A 20,511-nucleotide genomic window follows, 5' to 3' on the forward strand; every position below is an offset into this window, starting at 1 on the left:
AGGTTTAATCTCATTTATTTCACCAGTTGCCCGCGAGTGACGCCGAGTTGGTTGGTCGCCTTCAGCTTGCGCCAAACTTCAGGACCGCCGATCTTGCCGTCGATCGCCGCACGGTAGAGCGCGAGCACTTCGCGAACTTTGTCCGCCGGCTCTTCCAGGAACTCAACTCGATAGGAACGAACGCCTAGTTCCATGAAAGTGCTCAAGTATTCCGCGCCTGATTGTTCGATCGCGTTGTATACCGTATTCCGGCAGCCTTCGTCGACGCGAACCGGATGGGACATGCCGATTCTATCCTGCAGCGATGCCCGTTTCTCCTCGCAAGGACGTCCGCAGTTCGTGAAATCCGTGCCTTCGCTCATGAACGTGCAGTAGACGCAATGTTCGGTATGGAACATCGGCATATGCTGGTGGATGACCAATTCCAGGCGAGAAGTATCGGCACGGCGAAGCATGTCCACCATCTGCTGAATGTTGAGATCGTACGAAGGAGTAACCCAGTCGCAGCCCGCTTCGCGGAAAAGATTCACCGTTTTATGATTTGCCACGTTCAACGAGAAGTCTCCGATTAGGATCGGATGCTCCGCATCCGGCTTCTCCATCCGTTCCTTCAAGTAGAAGTAGAGCGCCCCCGTATTGCGCACGAGCACTGCATCCGGCTTCAGCTTCAAGATGTTGCGGTGGTAGCCGTTCTCGCCCGGCATATGAATACGCGGCGTCGCGAGCGCGATTCGTTTGCCCGCTGCCCTGCAGACGGCAATTGCTTCGGGGAACTGCTTAATGAACTCGAAGTCCGCGTACACGAGAGAGACATCCGTCTCCACGACGGCCTTCACCTGTTCTAACGTCCGGCATAGCGCGGTCATCTCCACCTCTTGCGGCAGAACCGAAACGTCTTGATCAGCCGCGAAAGAATCCGCAAACTCATCCACTTGGCGCTTGATATATTTCGGCGGCTGCTCGCGAAGAATCTCCAATTGCTCCGCCGCTTCCCGGCGCATTCTATTTAATTCCCGCATCGGCACGATCACGTCGCCTTTAAGCGCAACTTCTAATTGATCAAGATAGTAAAGCGTTCCGCCTAAGCGGCCGAGTTGATCGTGTAATACGTCGTGTCCAAGCGGGCGCTTCTCGGCGCGTTCGAGCGGAATCTCCGATTCTACGGCAACGGTTGTTCCTTTGCCGATATCAGTCCAGATCGTACGCATCGGAATGCCCTCTTGTCCGAACACGGATACGGCTAGCGGGAAAGTCCTATATGGCTTCTCCGTCTCGAAGCTGCTACGCAGGCGCCTGTCCAACGCAGGGTCGCTCGTTTTCCAAATTCGATCTCCTTCGCGAACCCGGTTCAAATCTACGTCGTTCCGCCCGGGGACGATTTCGATACGCGCGCCTTCCGCCGCTTCGCCTTCCAGCTTGACGCCAGCGTTGCGAACATCGTATACGCGTCCGCCCTCTTCTTTCTTCGTTGGATCTCCGGCATCGAAGACGATCCCGTCTCCGCGCTTAAGCGGAGCTTCCAACCGACAAATCACCGCATCGCGGAGAATCTTCTCCACCGTGCCCAAGTAAACGCCGCGGCTTTTGGGGAAAGTCCCTTCGACGAGTTGCTTATTATTCGTGCCGTCGAGGAATCCGTGCGTGAACCCTCGGGAAAAGCTCTGCTGCAATTCTCGCACTTCTTCTTTAGAAGGCTCGGAATCGTCTCCGCCGAAGTATTTGTCGATTTCTTTGCCGTATTTGCTTACGACATTCGCTACGTATTCCGGGCTTTTCAAACGTCCTTCAATTTTGAAGGACGTTACTCCGGCATCGATTAATTCAGGCACGATATCGATCGCGGCCAGATCCTTGGGAGATAACAGGTAAGCAATGTCGCCCATTGGCTGGTGCACGCCGTCCACCATCAGGTCATAGGGCAATCGGCAAGCTTGCGCGCACTCCCCGCGATTGGCGGAACGTCCTCCCCATACTTCGGAGGTTAAACATTGCCCGGAGTAAGACACGCAAAGCGCGCCGTGCACGAACACTTCCATCGGCAGCTTCGCTTGATCTCCGATTTTCTGAATTTGCTTAAGGTTGTTTTCTCGACCCAGAACGACACGCTCCAAAGCGAACGGCTTTGTGAATTCGACCGCTTCCGGAGAAGTAATCGTCATCTGCGTCGAGCCATGGATCGGGAAGTCGGGGGAAATCTCGCGGATCATTTTCACAAGACCCAAGTCTTGCACGATAACCGCGTCTACTCCCGCGTCGATGCATGCCTCTATGAGCTTACGCGCTTCCGACAACTCGTCCTCGAATACGAGAATATTAAAGGTCAGGAATCCCTTTGCTCCGTATTTGTGCAGGAACGCCATGATCTCCGGTAATTCGTTCGTTTGAAAATTGCGCGCGCGTGCTCTCGCATTAAATTTCTCCACGCCGAAAAATACGGCATTCGCTCCGTTCGCGACCGCCGCGCGCATGCATTCCCAATCTCCAGCCGGTGCCAAAAGCTCTATGTCTTCACGCCGCAAGGCGCTCTTATCTACCATTAGTTTCGTTACCCTCCAAAGCGCGTTTACTTACGCGACAATCTTCTGCTCCCAGTATACCAAAGTCAGGGCGAAGGGGCCAAGAAAAGCGAAAAACCGCCCTGCGGAGGAAGTTTCCTCCATAGAGCGGCTATCGTTATTAAGCTTACTTGTCTGTGAATTGGAAGGAGTTAAATGCGTCCTGCACTTGTTTGTTAATTAATTCAGAAGCGCTAATAGTTGGAATAGCAGCTTGAACCGCAAAGATTTTTTCGTCTTTTTTGAAAATATAAGCTGTTACTGTCCCTGAATTCAATGCCAGCTCTGTACTGGATATCTCAAATTTCCGGGCGCTAACCCCCGCGAAATTAACCGCAGTATTGGAATCAATACGAAGTCCACCGTCTTCAAGTATTCCATCTTGATATGATTTCAAGAAAATATCGAGAGAGGATGCCAATCCGGTTGCTTCTATTATATTGATGTGTAGTTCCGTGCCATATCCTCGAAATACAAGATCATCACTGTCCATATCCATCACGCCTTTAGTCCAATACTTCGGAAGGGTGATACTGAATTTATTCTCCTTGCTCGTTTTTGTAATGACTTCCTTTATATCAATGTCATACGGGTCCGGCACTTCGCCGAACGACTTTTCGATCAATGAAAAATCGATTTTCATCTCTTTTAGCATTAGATCGTATACAGGCATGATGTCGTCTTTGCTTTCCTGACCGAAGGTAAGATCTGCATAGTACTTATGGGTGCCATTGATGGCATAAATTTCATACTCGTTCAACCAGTTTTTTGTGTCGGTGGAATAGGACAATTCCACTAAAATGGCAGGTACACCATTCCAGATGATTGAACTTTTCACTGGGGTTTTATGATATATGTCCTTCTTTATATCTTTGTATATCTGTAATTTACGATCAACCCACTGGTCAAGTGTGTCGCCTTCTCTGACTGAACTCACCTCTAGAAGTAAGTATGAATCATCTGGCCCCACATAATACGGTTTAACCGACTCCGTATCCCTTTCCCACTCTTTCGGCAGTTTGATACTTAAACCATATTCATCGTCCGTATAAGTAATCTTCCCATCTATGATCCGAGCCAAATCTTTCAGCGATTTATTGGACGCTTGAAACACAGGCTTAAAACTATCCAATAATGCCGTATTCGCGTTCAAGTCCGCCGCCGATTTCGCCTTTTTGCCGAAGATCAACGTGTAGAAATAGCCGTTTGCTTGAAACCCCCGATATTCGTAAAAGAATCCGTTTTCCTTCGTCACCATGCGCTCGATTTCCTCGCCGGATCGGGTAATCGTCTTGACGTCGACGATTGTTTCTTCTTCGCCCATGTTGTACTCCAAGAAGTCTCTTTTATCTTGCTTATCCAAGGTCTCCTCGGATTCATCAATGGATACCGCCATATAATAATCGCCTTTGACGTCGCTAAAGGAAATCCAATCCCCGTTCGACCACTGCTTGTCTTGGACGAGCCCCGTCGGATAATTCATGGACCACTTGTAGTAGCTATCGCCGATCATCGACTTCCCGGAGTCCGAATCGATTCCCGAGTTCGAGTTGCCGGTTGCGCCGGAAGCAGCGGTACCCGTTAGGATCAATTCCTTCGTTACCGCGTCTTTCGACAGCTTGACGCCGAGTGCTTTCGTTATAACCGCCAAAGGAATCATCGTAGTTCCTTGTTTGTTAACAGGCGCGACCGCCAATGTCGTCTTTTTGCCGTCGATAGTAGCAGATTTGCTACCGATCGTAAGCGTGATTACATGTTTAGGATAAGTCAAAGTAATGATTTTATTGTTCGTCAATTTCAAGCCTGCTCCGAAGCCTTTTTTGTTGGTAAACACGCTTAGAGGTACCATGACGTTTCCTGCGGATACATACGGAGCTTGAATTTTAACCGCGACTCCGTCGATTTTCATTTGAGCGCTTCCGACTTTAAGTCGAACTTCGACCTTGCCGTCGCTCTCGGCCGCGGATACCGGCAGTGCGATCAGAACGATCAAAACGGCGGCTAGCAGAATAGCCATAAGGCTCTTACTCTTGGAACGAACCATTGTAAACATGAATTTGTACTCCCCTCGGGTATGCGATCTAACTTACCGTTAATTCTTTATGCTTTCGGACAATACGAGCTTCTTGGTCACCAAGTCGCCGTCGGACAGCAAAGTCACGCTAATCGTTTGCCCCGGCAGGAACGCTTTAAGCAACTCGTTGAGCTCCACTAGGGAAGAAACCTGCTTGCCATTTACCGAATAAAGTTGATCCCCGACCTGCACCCCCGCTTTATCAGCATTTCCAGGAGTGACAGCGATGACGGTCATCGGCTCTTCCGTTGGCAGACCTACGACGGCCGACCAGCTTTCTTCGAGTTCCAAGCCGAGCGAAGGACGTTTAACTTGACCGTATTTGTAAAAATGATTAAGCACGTACTGAACGGTATCGGCGGGAATCGCGAAGCCCATGCTGTCTATATCGACATCTACGAATTTCATCGAGTTAATGCCCACGACCTCTCCCTTCATGTTAACGAGCGGCCCGCCGCTGTTTCCCGGATTTATCGCCGCATCCGTCTGCAGCAAGTTGTAATCTGAAGATACCGATCGATTCATCCCGCTGATCACGCCCACCGTAGCCGTATTTCGGAGGGAAAAGGAAACAGGCGTGCCTATCGCGATGACCGACTCGCCAACCTGTACCTTTAGCGGAGAGGGCGCCAACGCCGCGACTTTCAATTTCGCCGCATTAATTTTGACTAACGCGAGATCGCTCGTTACGTCGATTTGCTTGCGAGTGCCCGCGTATTCTTTACCATCCGCCGTCACGACGACGATTCGTTCCATATCCTTGACCACATGCGCGTTCGTAACGATCCAACCGTCGCTTTTCACGATGACCCCCGTGCCGTGAGCCAAGGAAAACCGATTGCTTGAATTCTCGTCCGCGGGTTTTCCGATTATGGCTACTACCGACGGAGATACTTTCTTAATGACTTCAGGAATGAGAGATTCGGATGCATATATATACTTCTTAGTAGAAGAGTTATAAGATCCCGTACCTCCGACCTCCGACACGAGAGCTGAAGCTTTCACGTATACTTCTCCGTTAATGACCTTGGCATCTAATGCCACGCCGCTACCGCTTCCGTTAGCGACCGATGAACCAGCTAGACCCGCAACCGCCATAAGCGCGGAGAGGATAATTACTAGCCCGATGTTACGCCGTCTTTTTAAATGCAATAACTCCGCCTCCAGATAATTCTATTAAACAGATTTACTCTATCACAAAGACCGTTTCCTGAGAATAAATAAACGAGGAGATTTTTTCCTTTTTACCAAAATAAAAAACGAGCCGGAGGATTATTCCCCGACTCGCTTAACGTATTACTCTAATTCGTTGGTCTTACCAAACCCAGCCGCTTACCATCTTATAGTCAGCTACTAAGAATACCAGAAGCGCTACAGTGGAAAATCCGATGGCGAGCACGTTTTTTCGAGGCCTCTGCATCAAAAGACGCAATAGCCCTACGGCAATCAGAATCGTAAAAATAACCATAAAGATATCGAAGTGCTCGTATGTACTTACCGCAGCATCCGATGCCGTTTCAACGAGAAACATATAGGGGGACCTCCTTTATTTGACCTAATGAACCCATCTTCATCTATGTTAGCTTCTGGACGCCCGGCTTGCAAGTCCGAAGTGAAGGACGTAACAACTTTGTCACACATTACTAGTAAGAAAGGATTACGATTAGTATCAGTAATTGTTTGGAATCGTATTCTGCCTCCCGCTTACCTCGGAAATATAAAATGTCCATTTCCACCACCATTTATAACAGTGCGATAGTCAGACGAATAATTCCAGACTTTGGGGATCTATTTTCTGCGATGTCGATGTGTTAACTTTGGAGGATTTTCTCATACTAATGAATATAAACTTACGGAGGTCTTGCCATGTATGAAGAAATGTACTCTCTTGCCTTATTGAAGCCTGAAGAAGTCGAAGAAATCAGGGAAATGGAGCAACGATTGTCCGAGAAGATCGGACAACCCATCAGCTTGATCGCTTATCGAACCGATATCGCAAGCGGTAAACCGGGCTGACACTGTTCTTAAATGTGTAATCCAAAGAATGGAAAAAAGTTTTTCGTCCATACTAGAGGGGAATCCATCAACCGGGAGGAACTCTAAATGATTAACAGAATCGTTACCATCCTTACGCTTGTTTTGTTGACGATATCGGCTCCACTGCTACTTGCCGCCACTCCGGGACAAGAACACCATCACCCCGAGCAAAAGGCACCTATAGACTGGAGCGCATATCCCGCCGACGTCCAAGCGCTTAAAGCCCAACTGGACCAAATTCGAATCGAACAGAAGGGTCTCTTCAGACAGATGAGATCGCAGAACGACCAAATAAAGCGAGCACGGGAATCACTGACGCCGGAACAGCGGAATTCGCTGAAAAAACCCGCGAAACAACTTATCCAACAGATGATCTCTTCACGCGATGCCATTCGCTCCCTGCGCGATAAAAAGCATGAGTCGTGGGATAAATTCCAAGAACATGCTGCGAGTAAGCAATGGGATCCCGCCAAAAACGATCTTCGGTCCATCATCGAACAGAAGAAACAAATCGTCGAGAAGCAGCAAGGGATACTGAAGCTGCAGAAACAACTGCTCACGATTATTAACCCTTCTTCCCAATCGCATGTTCATAGCGATTGATTGACGAAGATGATCAAAAAAGACGAGCCCCCTTCGTTAGCGAAGGCGGGGCTCGTCTTTATTCATATTCGGTAGAAAAGTAATTACACTTGGGCTAAAGCAGCTTCCGTCCGCGCGCGATCCCTTACGAGAACCGGAGCCAGATACTTGCCCGTATAGGAGCCCTTAACCTTGGATACTTCCTCGGGAGTACCGGTGGCCACGATCGTGCCGCCTCCGTTGCCCCCCTCCGGTCCAAGATCGACTAAATAATCCGCCGTCTTGATAACATCCAGATTATGCTCGATAACCAACACGCTTTCTCCGGAATCGACGAGCCGATGGAGAACTTGCAGCAGACGGTCTATGTCGTCTACGTGAAGACCGGTCGTCGGCTCATCGAGAATATAAAGCATCTTCCCCGTGCTGCGACGATATAATTCCGCCGCGAGCTTAACGCGTTGGGCTTCTCCCCCCGATAACGTCGTAGCCGGCTGTCCAAGATCCATGTAGCCAAGCCCAACGTCCATGAGCGTCTGCAACTTGCGATGGATACGCGGAATGTTAATAAAGAATTCCGTAGCATCCTCGATCGTCATGGCCAACACTTCCGCAATGCTCTTGCCTTTGTACTTCACTTCCAGCGTCTCGCGATTGTACCGTTTGCCTTTGCAAATCTCGCATGGCACATAAACGTCCGGCAAGAAATGCATCTCGATCTTGATGATGCCGTCGCCTTTGCAAGCTTCGCATCGTCCGCCCTTTACGTTAAAGCTGAATCGGCCCTTCTTGTAACCTCGAACCTTGGATTCATTAGTTAGAGCATATACGTCGCGAATATCGTCGAACACGCCCGTGTAAGTGGCCGGGTTGGATCGCGGCGTCCGTCCGATCGGAGACTGATCGATGTCGATGACCTTCTCCAAGTGCTCGAGCCCGTTGATTTCCTTGTAGGAGCCCGGACGAGTTTTCGCTTTGTTCAGATCCCGCGCCAACGTCTTGTACAAGATCTCGTTGACTAGCGTCGACTTGCCCGAACCGGATACGCCCGTTACGGCCGTAAACACGCCTAAAGGAAACTTGGCGCTCAGGTTCCTAAGGTTGTTTTCCTTAGCTCCCTTGATCTCGATCCATCTACCATCCGGCTTCCTGCGTTCTTGAGGAATGGGAATAAACTTGCGTCCGCTTAGATAAGCTCCCGTCAGGGATTTCTCGTTCGCCATCACTTCCGCGGGAGTCCCCTCCGCGATGACAGTCCCGCCATGTATTCCCGCACCTGGACCGATATCGATAATCCAATCCGCGGCCATCATCGTATCTTCGTCGTGCTCTACGACGATGAGCGTATTCCCGAGATCGCGCATATGGTTCAACGTCTGAATGAGCCGATCGTTATCTCGTTGATGCAACCCGATACTTGGCTCATCCAGAATGTAGAGCACGCCCATCAGACTTGACCCGATCTGCGTCGCGAGCCTGATCCGTTGCGCTTCTCCGCCGGAAAGCGTGCCAGCCGCGCGTGATAAGGACAAGTAATCCAATCCCACGTTCACCAGGAAGCCCAGACGATTATTGATCTCCTTCAAGATCAGATTGGCGATCGCCTGCTCCTTCTCGGTTAAAGCCAATCCGGTGAAAAATCTCTGAGCATCGCCGATGGACAGCGACGTCACGTAAGCTATGTTCTCCTTGCCGATCGTGACGGCAAGCGATTCCTTCTTCAGTCGTTGGCCTTTGCATTTGCCGCACGGCTTCGCGCTCATGTAAACTTCAATGAACTCGCGGATGCCTTCGGATCCCGTCTCCCGGTAGCGTCGTTCCAAATTGTGAACGACCCCTTCGAACGGAACTAACGCATCCCGCGTATGGCCGAATTCGTTCTCGTAACGGAAGCGGATTTTCTCTCCGCCAGTCCCGTAAAGGATAATTTGCATTTGCTTATCGTCCAATTGCTCTACGGGTACGTCCGTACGAATACCATAATGAGTGCAAACCGCGTTCAGGAATTGAGGATAGTAATTAGACGTGCTACCTGCCCAAGCCTCGAACGCTCCTTCTTCTATGCTCTTGTCGCGATCCGGAATAAGCAGATCCGGGTCGACGACCATCTTCACCCCTAAACCGTCGCATTCCGGACAAGCACCGTACGGGGAATTGAAAGAAAACATGCGCGGCGCAAGCTCGTCGATGGAGAAACCGCACTCCGGACACGCGAGATTGGAATTGAACATGAGTTCTTCTTTATCTATGATATCGACGATAATTTGCCCGCCCGACAGCTTTAATCCGGTCTCCAAAGAATCCGCGAGCCTCGAGGCCACGTCTTCTTTAACTACGATTCGGTCGACGACGACTTCTATCGAATGTTTCTTGTTCTTCTCCAGATCGATCTTCTCTGACAAATCCCGAAGCTCTCCGTTGACGCGCACTCGAACGAAGCCTTGCTTCTGAATATCCGTTAGAAGCTTAGAATGTTCGCCTTTGCGGCCGGATACGACGGGAGCCAAGATCTGTAGACGGGTCCTCTCCGGATATTCCATGATCCGGTCGACCATCTGTTCCACGGTCTGCGACGTAATCTCAAGTCCATGATCCGGACAATGAGGCTTGCCAACGCGAGCGAACATCAGGCGAAGATAGTCGTAGATTTCGGTAACCGTACCGACCGTCGAACGGGGATTGCGGCTTGTCGTCTTCTGGTCGATCGATATCGCCGGCGATAGACCTTCTATCGAATCTACATCCGGTTTGTCCATCTGTCCGAGAAATTGCCTTGCGTACGCGGATAAGGACTCCACGTAACGGCGTTGTCCCTCGGCGTAGATCGTGTCGAACGCTAGCGACGACTTACCCGAACCGGATAGCCCCGTCAATACGACGAACTTATCGCGAGGAATCGTCACGTCGATATTTTTCAAATTATGGGCACGCGCGCCCTTGATGATTATCTTCTCGTTAGCCAAAACGAAAAAGCCCCTTTCGCGACAGCACGGGGGCCTCAGAAAATGCATGCCGGCCGCAGTCGCACACGAATAGGAATGTGTGTTCCCGTTCATTATACAGAACTGCGGCTGGTCATGCAAATGATTTGTAACCATTTCAAATGATTGGCATTCTTAGAAACTCTACTCCGCTAGAAGTTATAGCAATTCCTTGCGGAGCTGCTCGGGAGATTTCGGCGACAACAGTCCGTACGGCACGTCGAAAACGGTTTTGGCTCCGGTTTGACCTGCTTGAGCCATCCGATACGCGGCGCGAGCGTAAGCTACGAGTACGCTAGCCGTGAATTCGGGGTTGCTGTCCAGCTTGAGCCCGAACTCGATCAATTGCGTGTTGCCATTGCCTTGTCCGGTTTGACCGCTGCGGATAACGTTGCCTCCGTGAGGCATCTTGGCATGCTCCGCTTGAAGCGTTGCCTCGGCGACGAAGTGAACGACCGTCTCGTAATCCGCGAAATAATTCGGCATGCTCTTGATTTCGTTCGCCACGGCTTCGGGATTCGCGCCATCCTTCAATACGACGAAACATTCCCGAAGGTGTTTTTCCCGCGTCGTGAGGACGGGGTTCGAACCGCTGCGCACCCTCTCGACAGCCTCTTCCCGCGGGATCGTATATTGAATTCCGTTACTGACGCCTTCGACCCTGCGTATCGCGTCGGAATGGCCTTGGCTTACGCCTTTGCCCCAGAAGGTGTACTCCTTGCCGTCCGGAAGTACGGCTTCCGCAAGCAAGCGGTTCAAGGAGAACAATCCGGGATCCCACCCCGTCGAGATCACGCTGACATTGCCGTTCGATACGGCCGCGTCGTTTACTTTATCGTAATACTCCGGAATGAGCGCGTGCGTATCGAAGCTGTCCACGGTGTGAAAATGTTTAGCCAGCGACGGACCTTGCTCGGGCAAGTCCTTGGCCGAGCCGCCGCACAGAATCATAACGTCGATTTTGCCCTTGTATTGTTCAATATCGGAGATCGATACCATCGGAGTACCGGATTCGATCGACCCCGGATTCCGGCGCGTAAAGATCGCTTCCAGCCTGAGATCGGAATTTTGGCGAATCGCCGCTTCTACTCCCCGGCCCAAATTTCCGTACCCTACGATTCCGATAGAAATGATTCTGCTCACAGTTATTTCCTCCCGAAGTTGTTTAGTTGTAATGAAGGATCGCTTCGGCACATTACGACCGATAGACTTGTACTAGCCATGCTTTTTACGACTATTGCGAAAGACACTTCACCCATTTTACATCAATCGCGAGACACGAAACAGCATATTTCATGAAAATACTACAAAAAATTATATGATTTATCCATTTTAATTAGATAAATAATACAAAACGATTTAGATAAGGATCGTTTATGTTTAACAAGGCATGACGTAGAGCCGCACCTTTTCGACCAAGTAAAAACCGCTTCGCCGTCCAATACTTCGAGATTAAAGCATGCTCTGCTGTATGACTTGATCAAAAGTAGAATGGTAATCATCGCTATTGGAGTTATCAAGCGCATTTGCAATCAAAGTAGGATGAAGAACATCACTATTGATCGAATTTATGAAAGGAATAGGTCAAATGGAGACCAATAGGAATAAAAAACATCTTTATCCGGCTTAATTTTTGAACGAGCATCAAAAATACATTGAAAAGCATCGTATTTGATAGGATGACTCACTCCCCCTCTCACACCCCAGCTGACTTCCTACTACCTACCTAAGTATTAACTTCTGATCACAACAGTTAAATGGTCTCGCCGTCTTTGACGACGGTAAGCGGCATGTAAGTCTGATATGTGAAGTAAAAATGACTTCGTCGTCCTTTAAGGACAGAGAATGTCAATTTATCGTGGACGATCCAGGACAAGTATAGAAATTTTATACTTTCTGAATCGCGTACAAAAAAGAGACGGCGAAACTTCTCGTCGTCTCTCTTCTCCACAAACGCGCCTTACAAACTCGCCTTACAAACGCGCCTTACAAGCTCGCCTTCAGTTCCAGCAAAGCATCGCGTAGCTCCGCGGCACGCTCGAACTGCAAGCTCTTCGCCGCATCCTTCATCTCGAACTCGAGGCGTTCGATGATCGAAGCGCGGTCCTTCTTCGACAGCTTACTGAGATCTTCCGCTCCCGTAAGGTACGTACTCTTCGATTCCGCGACCTTCGTCGCTTCGATAAGATCCCTTACCTTCTTAACGATCGTCTGCGGCGTAATGCCGTGCTTCTCGTTATAAGCAAGCTGGATCGTGCGGCGGCGATCCGTTTCGCTTATGGCCTTCGCCATGGAATCCGTGATCTTATCCCCGTACATAATGACGCGCCCGCTGGAGTTCCGCGCCGCTCTTCCGATCGTCTGGATGAGAGAACGTTCGGAGCGTAGGAAGCCTTCTTTGTCCGCATCCAATATCGCGACCAACGACACCTCCGGCAAGTCGAGCCCTTCCCGTAACAGGTTGATCCCGATGAGGACGTCGAACACGCCCAACCGCAAGTCCCGCAAGATCGCCATCCGCTCCAAGGTTTTGATATCGGAATGCAGATACCTAACCTTGATTCCGACTTCCTTCATATAGTCGGTCAGATCCTCGGACATCTTCTTCGTCAAGGTGGTGACGAGCACCCTCTCGTCCTTGGATATCCTGTCGCGGATCTCGCCGAGCAGGTCGTCGATTTGTCCCTTGGTCTGACGGATCTCGATAACGGGATCGATCAACCCCGTAGGGCGAATGATCTGCTCCACCACCGTAGGGCAAAGCTCGAGCTCGTATGGTCCCGGCGTCGCCGAGACGAAGACGAGCTGCGTGGCCTTCTCTTCGAATTCTTCGAATCGCAAAGGCCGATTGTCTTTGGCGGACGGCAGCCGGAAGCCGTGATCTACCAGCACCGATTTGCGCGCTTGGTCACCATTGTACATGGCTCTTAGTTGCGGTAGAGTCACATGAGACTCGTCGATGACGATCATGTAATCGTCCGGGAAGAAATCCATCAAAGTATATGGAGTCGCCCCGCGCTCGCGGAACGTCATCGGACCCGAGTAATTCTCGATGCCGGAGCAGAAGCCCATCTCGGCCATCATCTCCAGATCGTAGCGGGTTCTCTGCTCAAGCCTCTGCGCTTCGAGAAGCTTGCCCGCATCCCGAAGCTCGACGAGCCTTTCTTCCAATTCCCGCTCGATGTTCACGAGCGCCCGCTTCATCTTCTCCTCGCCCGTCACGAAGTGAGATCCCGGGAAAATAATAACGTGATCCCGTTGACCCTTTATCTCGCCGGTCAGTACGTCGATCTCTGTAATCCGTTCGATCTCGTCGCCGAACATCTCGACCCGGATCGCCGAATCTCCACGCGATACCGGGAAAATTTCGATCACGTCGCCTCTTACCCGGAACGTTCCCCGGACGAAGTTCAGATCGTTTCGTTCATACTGAATATCGATCAATCTATGCAGGATGGCATTTCGCGACTTCTCCATCCCGACGCGTAAGCTTAGTCGCAAATCCCGGTATTCTTCCGGCGAGCCGAGACCGTATATGCAAGAAACGCTGGCTACGATGATAACGTCCCGTCTCTCGAATAACGAGGCGGTAGAGGAATGCCGCATCTTATCGATCTCGTCGTTGATGCTGGAGTCCTTCTCGATATAAGTATCGGTAGATGGGATATATGCTTCCGGCTGGTAGTAGTCGTAATAGCTGACGAAGTATTCCACGGCGTTCTCCGGAAAGAATTCCTTGAATTCGCTGCATAATTGCATGGCCAACGTCTTGTTATGCGCGATAATGAGCGTCGGTTTATTTACCTTTGCTATCGTCTGCGCGATGGTAAAGGTTTTACCGGTTCCGGTCGCCCCAAGCAACGTTTGGTGCTTCTCCCCCGCTATTATCCCTTTCGCCAAGCTTGCGATCGCTCCCGGCTGATCTCCGTCCGGAGAATATTCCGACACCAGCTTGAACGGCTTCCGATCGATTTCCATTTCCGATGTTGACACTTCTCTACTCCCCCTCCCGTGTTCGCATGACTTAAGTCCTATGGGATTCGATCCCGATGCACCCGATATAAATAACAAAGCGCGTACGGTTAAACAGAATGTGTGTTCCCATCTATTATATCGTTTAACGTCTGCACCGTCAAAAGGAGCGAGTCTTAATATGAAACGTCTGGATAAAACTACGAACTTCGGCATCCTCGCCGGACTTGGCGCCCTGATCGGCGGATTTCTATGGGAAGGCGGACATTGGGAAGGGCTGTTCGAGAAAACGGCGTTGCTCATCGTCTTCGGCGGCACCTTCGCCGCAACTGCCGTGAGTTACCCCTGGTCAAGGCTTAAACGCATCCCCGATTCTATTAAGCTGGTGTTCCGCCCGCACGAAGAGGATCCTCATCAATTGATCGACGACATCGTCGAGTTCGCGACCATTGCGAGGCGCGAAGGGGTTCTTTCGCTGGAAAGCCAGGCGTCGGATCATACCAATAGGTTTCTGCGCGACGGCCTGCAAATGGTCGTGGACGGCACGGACGCCGATCTTAACCGCCAGATCTTAGAGGTGGAGATCGACGCCACCGAGCAGCGCCTCGAACAACAAGCAAGCATATTCGATTCCGCGGGCGGCTACGCGCCGACGATGGGCATCATCGGAACGGTTATGGGCCTCATCCACGTGTTAGGCAATCTCTCCGACCCTTCAACCCTTGGGCCGGCCATTGCCGTCGCCTTCACGGCAACGCTATACGGCGTAGCTTCGGCCAACGTCATCTACCTGCCGCTCGCTTCCAAGATCCGTTCCCGTTGCTCCGAGCAGGTTCACGTTCTGGAGCTCATGCTCGAGGGAATCCTTGCCATTCAAGCCGGCGAGAACCCGGTTTTGATCCGCAAGAAGTTGACCTCGTTCCTCCTGCTGGGCGATAGCCCGGCTTCTTCCGCGGATAAGAAGGTGACTCTCGATGCGCAAGAGTAGCAGACGAAGACGCGGCGGCAAAGCTCACGCCAATCAAGAACGCTGGCTCATTACTTACGCGGATTTAATTACCTTGCTTCTCATCTTCTTCGTCGTGTTATACGCCATGAGCCAAATCGACATCAAGAAATACGAAACCCTCTCCAAAGCTCTGCAAATGCAATTCAATGACGCGGACAGCTTGATCGAGAAGGGATCCGGCATTCTGGACGGCAACATGGACGATCCGGACAAATTCCCTACTCCGCCGCCTACCGCTTCGTCGGAACCTTCTCCATCTTCGGGTGAAGACAGGAATCAAGAGCAAGAGCTTCAGGATCTGCTTAAAATCATTAGGGAATACGTAAAGGATTATCACCTGGAGGACGAAGTTTTCGTCGTCGATACGCCGCAAGGAATATCGATCCGACTGTCCGACCGGTTTCTCTTCGATCTGGGCAGAGCGGACTTAAAGAAGCCGTCGCTTCCGATTCTGAACAGATTATCCAGCCTGTTCGACAAGCTCTCCACGACGATCTCGATCCAGGGCCATACCGACAATCTTCCCATTCAACCCGGAGGTCTTTTCCAAGACAATTGGGGGCTTTCAACGGGTCGCGCGCTCTCCGTGCTTCGGTATTTCGTCGACGTGAAGAAACTCGAAGAGAAGAAATTCGAGGTGGCCGGTTACGCCGATACGCGTCCGGTCGCCCCGAACGACAAGGAAGCGGATCGCCAGAAAAATCGCCGCGTGGAAATCCTCGTTTTGAGGCGGGAATAAACCGTTCTGTGATAGGATAGGGGAAAAGACTTCTCCGTCCTCGGGACGGCGCAGACTGGGAGAGTGAAGCATGGGATTGTTCGACTTCATTAAAGGTCAATTCATCGAAGTGATTGAATGGCTGGACGACAAAGGTGCACTGGTATATCGGTTTCCCGCTTACGACAACGCGATTAAGATGGGCGCAAAGCTCGTCGTACGAGAATCCCAGAACGCTATATTCGTGAACGAAGGCCGGATCGCCGACGTATTCGGTCCTGGCACGCATACGTTAAGCACTCAGAACCTTCCTGTACTAACCGCGTTGAATTCTTGGAAATATGCTTTTAATTCGCCATTCAAATCGGATGTCTATTTCCTCAATACGACTACTTTCACGGATTTGAAATGGGGAACGACGAATCCCGTCATCATGCGCGATCCGGAATTCGGAATTATCCGCATGCGCGGTTACGGTAACTACTCCGTCAAGATCAACGACCCAGTGATTTTCCTTAAAGAAATATTCGGCACCAAGCAGGAATTTACCACTTCCGGCATTACCGGATTTCTGAAGTCCATCGTGGTATCGGGGATAAGCGATCTAATCGGCGAAGCCAAAATCCCGGTAGCGGATCTCTCCAGTTCTTACGACGAGTTGGGGCAATTGTCCATCTCCAGGCTGCAGCCCCGGTTCTCGGCAATCGGCCTTCTGCTAGTCGGCGTGACGATCGAGAATATCTCGCTTCCCGAGGATGTCGAGAAAATGATCGACCGCAAGTCCTCGATGAATATCGCCGGCAATCTCGATCAATACATGAAATTCCAGACCGCCGAAGCCATTCGGGATGCCGCCAATAATGACGGCGGAATAGCCGGGGCCGGCGCGGGACTCGGAGCCGGGATGGCCATGGGGCAGATGATGAACCAAATGTTGGGCAGACCTGCCGAACAGCAACAAACCCCCGCCCCTCAATCGCAATCTCAGCAATCCCCAACCTCCAACGCTCCTTCGACAGGGAAGAAGTTCTGCTCGGAATGCGGCGGTAAGCTGGCGGAGAATGCCAAATTTTGCTCCGATTGCGGCAGCAAAACAAGCTGATCGGAGGAAACTATGAGCACGAGCACCTCTTCAACCGCGATTCGTTTTCCGTGCGCAGGATGCGCCGGACCCATGGTATTCGACTCGGAGAGCCAGAATCTAAAATGCCGGTATTGCGGCGCCGAGCGGTCGATCGACAACGTCATGGAACAACCGCAAGAGCATCCGTTCGACAATGAAGGCGACAATCTCGAAGCACTGCACGATTGGGGAACAGAGCAACAGCTCATCCATTGCGAAACCTGCGGCGGAGAAACGTTGATCCCCGCGGGCCAGACGACATCGCAATGCGTCTTCTGCGGTTCTCCCAAAGTACTTCCTCAAGCAGACTCCGGAAGTATTCGGCCTGAGTCCGTCATTCCGTTCCAGATCTCGCGGGACGAAGCGTTAAGTTCCTTCTCGGCCTGGAAAAAGAAGCGTTGGTTTCTTCCTGGCGCATTCAAGAAACAAAACGTAAACTCCGAATTGAACAGTATTTATATTCCTTACTGGACTTACGATACGGACACCTATTCCGTCTATACCGCCGAAGTCGGCATTTATCATTACCGGACGGTCACGCGAACTCGCGTCGTCAACGGCAAATCGGAAACCTATACCGCAACGGAAAGATACACGGTGTGGCACCCTACTCGCGGCGACTATGACAGGTCCTTCGACGACCTGCTTATCCCGGCCTCCGGGCATTACGACTCCGGCTTGCTGGGAAAGCTCGGAGATTTCGAGCTATCGGAGCTCCGCACTTACCAACCTGAATACTTAAGCGGATATATCTCCGAGCGATACTCCGTATCCCGAGAGCAGGGGTGGGAGGAAGCCCGAGAGATCGCGGACGACACTTTGAAGTCCGAGATCAAACAGGTCATCGGCGGCGACGAAATACGCAATCTGAACATAAGAACGTCCTACGATGACATCACTTACAAGCACTTGCTGCTGCCGGTATGGAACGCTAACTATACTTATAAGTCCAAGTCCTATTACTATATGGTCAACGGCCAGACAGGAACGGTATCCGGCCACGTTCCCAGAAGCGCGGTCAAGATCACGCTCTTCACCTTGCTTTGCATCGGAATCGCGGGTCTGGTCGTTCTATTCATCCTAAGCCAGCAGGATACTAGCGTCCAAGAATCTTTAATCCGATAACGGCTCCGACGACAAGGCTCAGGAAGAAAATCCGGCGAATTTGGCGGGACTCCCCGTAGAATGCCATTCCTACGAGAGTTCCGCCAACCGTTCCGATTGCCGTCCATATGGCGTAGGCCGTGCCCATTGATATGGATTTCATCGCGATCGATAGGAGCGCGAAGCTCGCAACGAATCCTACCGCCAGTATCGCAACGCTCGTTTTATCCTTTTTTTCCTTCAACCGATTCATTCCCAACACCCCGACCACCTCGAACAATCCCGCGAAAACGAGCATGATCCAAGCCATTATTCCTCCACCTCCCTAGCCGGTATCCGGGTCGTCATCTTAAGACCGGCGATTCCGATGATCATAACGACGACTAATGCCAGCTTCCCGGCCTCTAACGGGATGCCGAAGAAAATCGACTCCGCCAGCACCGTGCCTGCCGCGCCTATACCGGTAAACACCGCATATACCGTACCGACCGGAAGAAACCGCGATGCATACAGCAGCCCGGTGAAGCTCAACAGAATCCCGATCCCGGTCAATATCCATTCGCTCGGAGTAGTCGCGTGTTTCAACCCCGATACCCACCCGACCTCGCACACCCCCGCTACCCAAAGCAACAACCAATAACGATTCGAATTCTTGATAAGAATGCACCTCCGACTTGTATTTTGTCCCGGCGGTATTACGGAAAACAAAAAAACCCGAAAGTATCGCCGGCTTCGAGCAACGTTGGACGTCGCTACGAACCCTCATCGATACTCCCGGGTTTTTATCCCGCCGTGTCCATCCTCGCATATCGCCAAGATGCGCTTCCTCTCGGACCGAACCGGTACGCGAACGGCGTTACCGTGGAACCCTAGAAAGCCTAATTTACTGATGATGTCACTCCAAATTACTGTACGGTATCATTTAAGTCAAGAATTTTTTCTGCTCTGAGCGTTGCGCGGGGGAAGTCCCGCGTCTTCATCGGGTTCTTCCGGAACGGCGGCCAGCGCGGCTTGTTCTGCCGCTGCCAGCTCTACTTCCGCCTGCATGGCTTCCTTGCGAGCCGTCATTGTAGGCGAATTCCCAAGCCTGCGCGCGCCCGCTTCCCTCAAACCCTGCCAGATCGAAGCAGACCGCGGAGCCGCAACGAATTCCACATCCTCGTCGGGCGCTAAGATCAGGCCCAGTTGGTAATGCTCGCCTTCGTATCGTGCGCGCTGGAGGAACTTGACGTGACCATCCCGGTTGGCGACCTCTAGCTTGCAAAATGCGGATTGCCGTTGAAGAGCGGCATGAAGCTCTTCCTTGTTGCGGACGTTCACTCCGTTAACCTTCTTGATGACTTCCCCGGATTGAAAGCCCAACTCGTCCGCGGGCGTATTCGGCAATACCGCAAGCACCTTGACTCCCGTTCCGTCCTGCGAGAATCGTGGATTCCTGCCCATTTCCTTCATTCGGCTCATCAGCAGTAATCCCTCATGCAATGCGAATGCCGCCACCGCGGCAACGATAGTCAGCGGCGACCAGTACTCCGCCCCTACCGCGAGAATCGCAACAACTACTCCATAGATCATCAACCTATTACCCGATGAACGAGCTTTTTCTTCCGGCCAATGCGCCGTCGTTCGGTCGCTGAATCCGATCAGTACCGGGAAGGCTAGTAAGCTCCATGCCGCCCCCTCCGCTCCGCCGCCGAATATCGGCGCCCATGGGAGAGTGAATCCATCGCCGATCGCGGGAGTCAGCCATAGAAGGGGAATCGGCCATACGCCAGATAAGGCATACGCGCCCATCGTTTTCCCCCTCTTTCCCTGAAGGAACAACGGAATGGCCAGCTTCGGGCCTTGCAACCGCACCAGAAAGCCTTCAGCCACATGCAATAACCCCGCCATGAAGAGAAGCCCCGGAACGTCTATCGCGAAGAGAATTTGTACCGCCTCGGCGTACGTCCCCTCCGTTCCGTTCAGTCCGCTCCAGTCCGAGAGAACTTGAATGATGCCCAAAGCCCCAGCCGCATAGGCAAGACATACGTAACGCAGGCGGAATACGGCCAATATTCCCATGACGATCCATAAGAACATTAACGTTTCCGAACTGAGTCCCGCTCCCGCCCCTAGACTCGTTAGAGATAATACGAGTCCAACGGCGATACCCGCGAATACTCTCGTTAACGTTAAGTGCAAGGTGCCGTACAATCTAACATGGAACAGCTTGCGCTGTAATGTAGATCCTAGACGAGCATGCCACCATACTAATCCGATGGCGATATAGAAATACGGTAACGCGAACAATCCGATAACGGCTCGTCCGGCTTCCCGCAATACGTCCAGCAGAGGATCCAAGCGCCTCTCCCCCATT

General features: G+C 51.5%; 16 protein-coding genes and 1 riboswitch. Of the genes, 6 read left to right on the plus strand and 10 right to left on the minus strand.

Translation table 11 applies throughout. The features are described 5' to 3' along the window. Positions 1 to 14 precede the first annotated feature (14 nt). The 4 genes from DFP95_RS16945 to DFP95_RS16960 form a co-directional block, all read right to left on the minus strand. Positions 15 to 2,537, minus strand: coding sequence for a U32 family peptidase (locus DFP95_RS16945; RefSeq protein ID WP_115993846.1), 2,523 nt, complete (start codon positions 2,535 to 2,537; stop codon positions 15 to 17). Between the two features lie 145 nt (positions 2,538 to 2,682). After that, positions 2,683 to 4,608, minus strand: coding sequence for a copper amine oxidase N-terminal domain-containing protein (locus tag DFP95_RS16950; protein WP_115993847.1), 1,926 nt, complete (start codon positions 4,606 to 4,608; stop codon positions 2,683 to 2,685). A gap of 39 nt (positions 4,609 to 4,647) precedes the next feature. After that, on the minus strand, positions 4,648 to 5,781 hold the full coding sequence (locus tag DFP95_RS16955; protein ID WP_245987706.1) for a S1C family serine protease: 1,134 nt from the start codon (positions 5,779 to 5,781) through the stop codon (positions 4,648 to 4,650). A gap of 163 nt (positions 5,782 to 5,944) precedes the next feature. Further along, positions 5,945 to 6,160: a DUF2759 family protein gene (locus DFP95_RS16960; protein ID WP_115993848.1), complete on the minus strand. Its 216-nt coding sequence runs from the start codon at positions 6,158 to 6,160 to the stop codon at positions 5,945 to 5,947. Between the two features lie 335 nt (positions 6,161 to 6,495). Between DFP95_RS16960 and DFP95_RS28950 the strand changes: the two genes are divergently transcribed. After that, complete coding sequence (locus DFP95_RS28950) at positions 6,496 to 6,645, plus strand: hypothetical protein (protein ID WP_181907477.1); 150 nt, start codon at positions 6,496 to 6,498, stop codon at positions 6,643 to 6,645. An 87-nt stretch (positions 6,646 to 6,732) separates the two neighbouring features. Beyond that, on the plus strand, positions 6,733 to 7,269 hold the full coding sequence (locus DFP95_RS16965; protein ID WP_115993849.1) for a hypothetical protein: 537 nt from the start codon (positions 6,733 to 6,735) through the stop codon (positions 7,267 to 7,269). An 83-nt stretch (positions 7,270 to 7,352) separates the two neighbouring features. On the opposite strand, the gene uvrA is transcribed toward DFP95_RS16965, so the two are convergent. The 3 genes from uvrA to uvrB form a co-directional block, all read right to left on the minus strand. Beyond that, positions 7,353 to 10,211, minus strand: a complete 2,859-nt coding sequence (gene uvrA / locus DFP95_RS16970; RefSeq protein ID WP_115993850.1) for an excinuclease ABC subunit UvrA — start codon at positions 10,209 to 10,211, stop codon at positions 7,353 to 7,355. 177 nt (positions 10,212 to 10,388) lie between these two features. Next, positions 10,389 to 11,372 (minus strand): diaminopimelate dehydrogenase, encoded by a 984-nt coding sequence (locus DFP95_RS16975; RefSeq protein WP_115993851.1) that lies wholly within the window; start codon positions 11,370 to 11,372, stop codon positions 10,389 to 10,391. A gap of 843 nt (positions 11,373 to 12,215) precedes the next feature. After that, the gene (gene uvrB / locus DFP95_RS16980; RefSeq protein ID WP_115993979.1) at positions 12,216 to 14,207 is read right to left on the minus strand and encodes an excinuclease ABC subunit UvrB; all 1,992 of its coding nucleotides are present in this window, start codon (positions 14,205 to 14,207) and stop codon (positions 12,216 to 12,218) included. 184 nt (positions 14,208 to 14,391) lie between these two features. Between uvrB and DFP95_RS16985 the strand changes: the two genes are divergently transcribed. The 4 genes from DFP95_RS16985 to DFP95_RS17000 all read left to right on the plus strand — a co-directional run bounded on the left by DFP95_RS16985 (position 14,392) and on the right by DFP95_RS17000 (position 18,176). Continuing rightward, complete coding sequence (locus DFP95_RS16985) at positions 14,392 to 15,189, plus strand: flagellar motor protein (RefSeq protein ID WP_115993980.1); 798 nt, start codon at positions 14,392 to 14,394, stop codon at positions 15,187 to 15,189. Beyond that, positions 15,176 to 15,949: an OmpA/MotB family protein gene (locus DFP95_RS16990; protein ID WP_115993852.1), complete on the plus strand. Its 774-nt coding sequence runs from the start codon at positions 15,176 to 15,178 to the stop codon at positions 15,947 to 15,949. The genes DFP95_RS16985 and DFP95_RS16990 overlap by 14 nt, the downstream gene beginning before the upstream one ends. 70 nt (positions 15,950 to 16,019) lie before the next feature. Beyond that, positions 16,020 to 17,030 (plus strand): SPFH domain-containing protein, encoded by a 1,011-nt coding sequence (locus DFP95_RS16995; RefSeq protein WP_115993853.1) that lies wholly within the window; start codon positions 16,020 to 16,022, stop codon positions 17,028 to 17,030. A gap of 12 nt (positions 17,031 to 17,042) precedes the next feature. Then, on the plus strand, positions 17,043 to 18,176 hold the full coding sequence (locus DFP95_RS17000) for a hypothetical protein (protein WP_115993854.1): 1,134 nt from the start codon (positions 17,043 to 17,045) through the stop codon (positions 18,174 to 18,176). Here the strand turns inward: DFP95_RS17000 and DFP95_RS17005 are convergent. From DFP95_RS17005 to DFP95_RS17015, 3 genes are all read right to left on the minus strand, one after another. Further along, on the minus strand, positions 18,148 to 18,465 hold the full coding sequence (locus DFP95_RS17005) for a DMT family transporter (RefSeq protein ID WP_115993855.1): 318 nt from the start codon (positions 18,463 to 18,465) through the stop codon (positions 18,148 to 18,150). The two genes, DFP95_RS17000 and DFP95_RS17005, sit on opposite strands and share 29 nt — an antisense overlap. Beyond that, on the minus strand, positions 18,465 to 18,788 hold the full coding sequence (locus DFP95_RS17010) for a DMT family transporter (RefSeq protein WP_342768249.1): 324 nt from the start codon (positions 18,786 to 18,788) through the stop codon (positions 18,465 to 18,467). The genes DFP95_RS17005 and DFP95_RS17010 overlap by 1 nt, the downstream gene beginning before the upstream one ends. Positions 18,789 to 18,924: 136 nt before the next feature. Further along, positions 18,925 to 19,039, minus strand: a riboswitch (guanidine-I (ykkC/yxkD leader). 43 nt (positions 19,040 to 19,082) lie between these two features. After that, on the minus strand, positions 19,083 to 20,495 hold the full coding sequence (locus DFP95_RS17015; RefSeq protein ID WP_181907478.1) for a PDZ domain-containing protein: 1,413 nt from the start codon (positions 20,493 to 20,495) through the stop codon (positions 19,083 to 19,085). Positions 20,496 to 20,511 lie beyond the last annotated feature (16 nt).

Origin of the sequence: Cohnella lupini, assembly GCF_003386205.1 — a bacterium.
GTDB lineage: Bacteria > Bacillota > Bacilli > Paenibacillales > Paenibacillaceae > Cohnella > Cohnella lupini.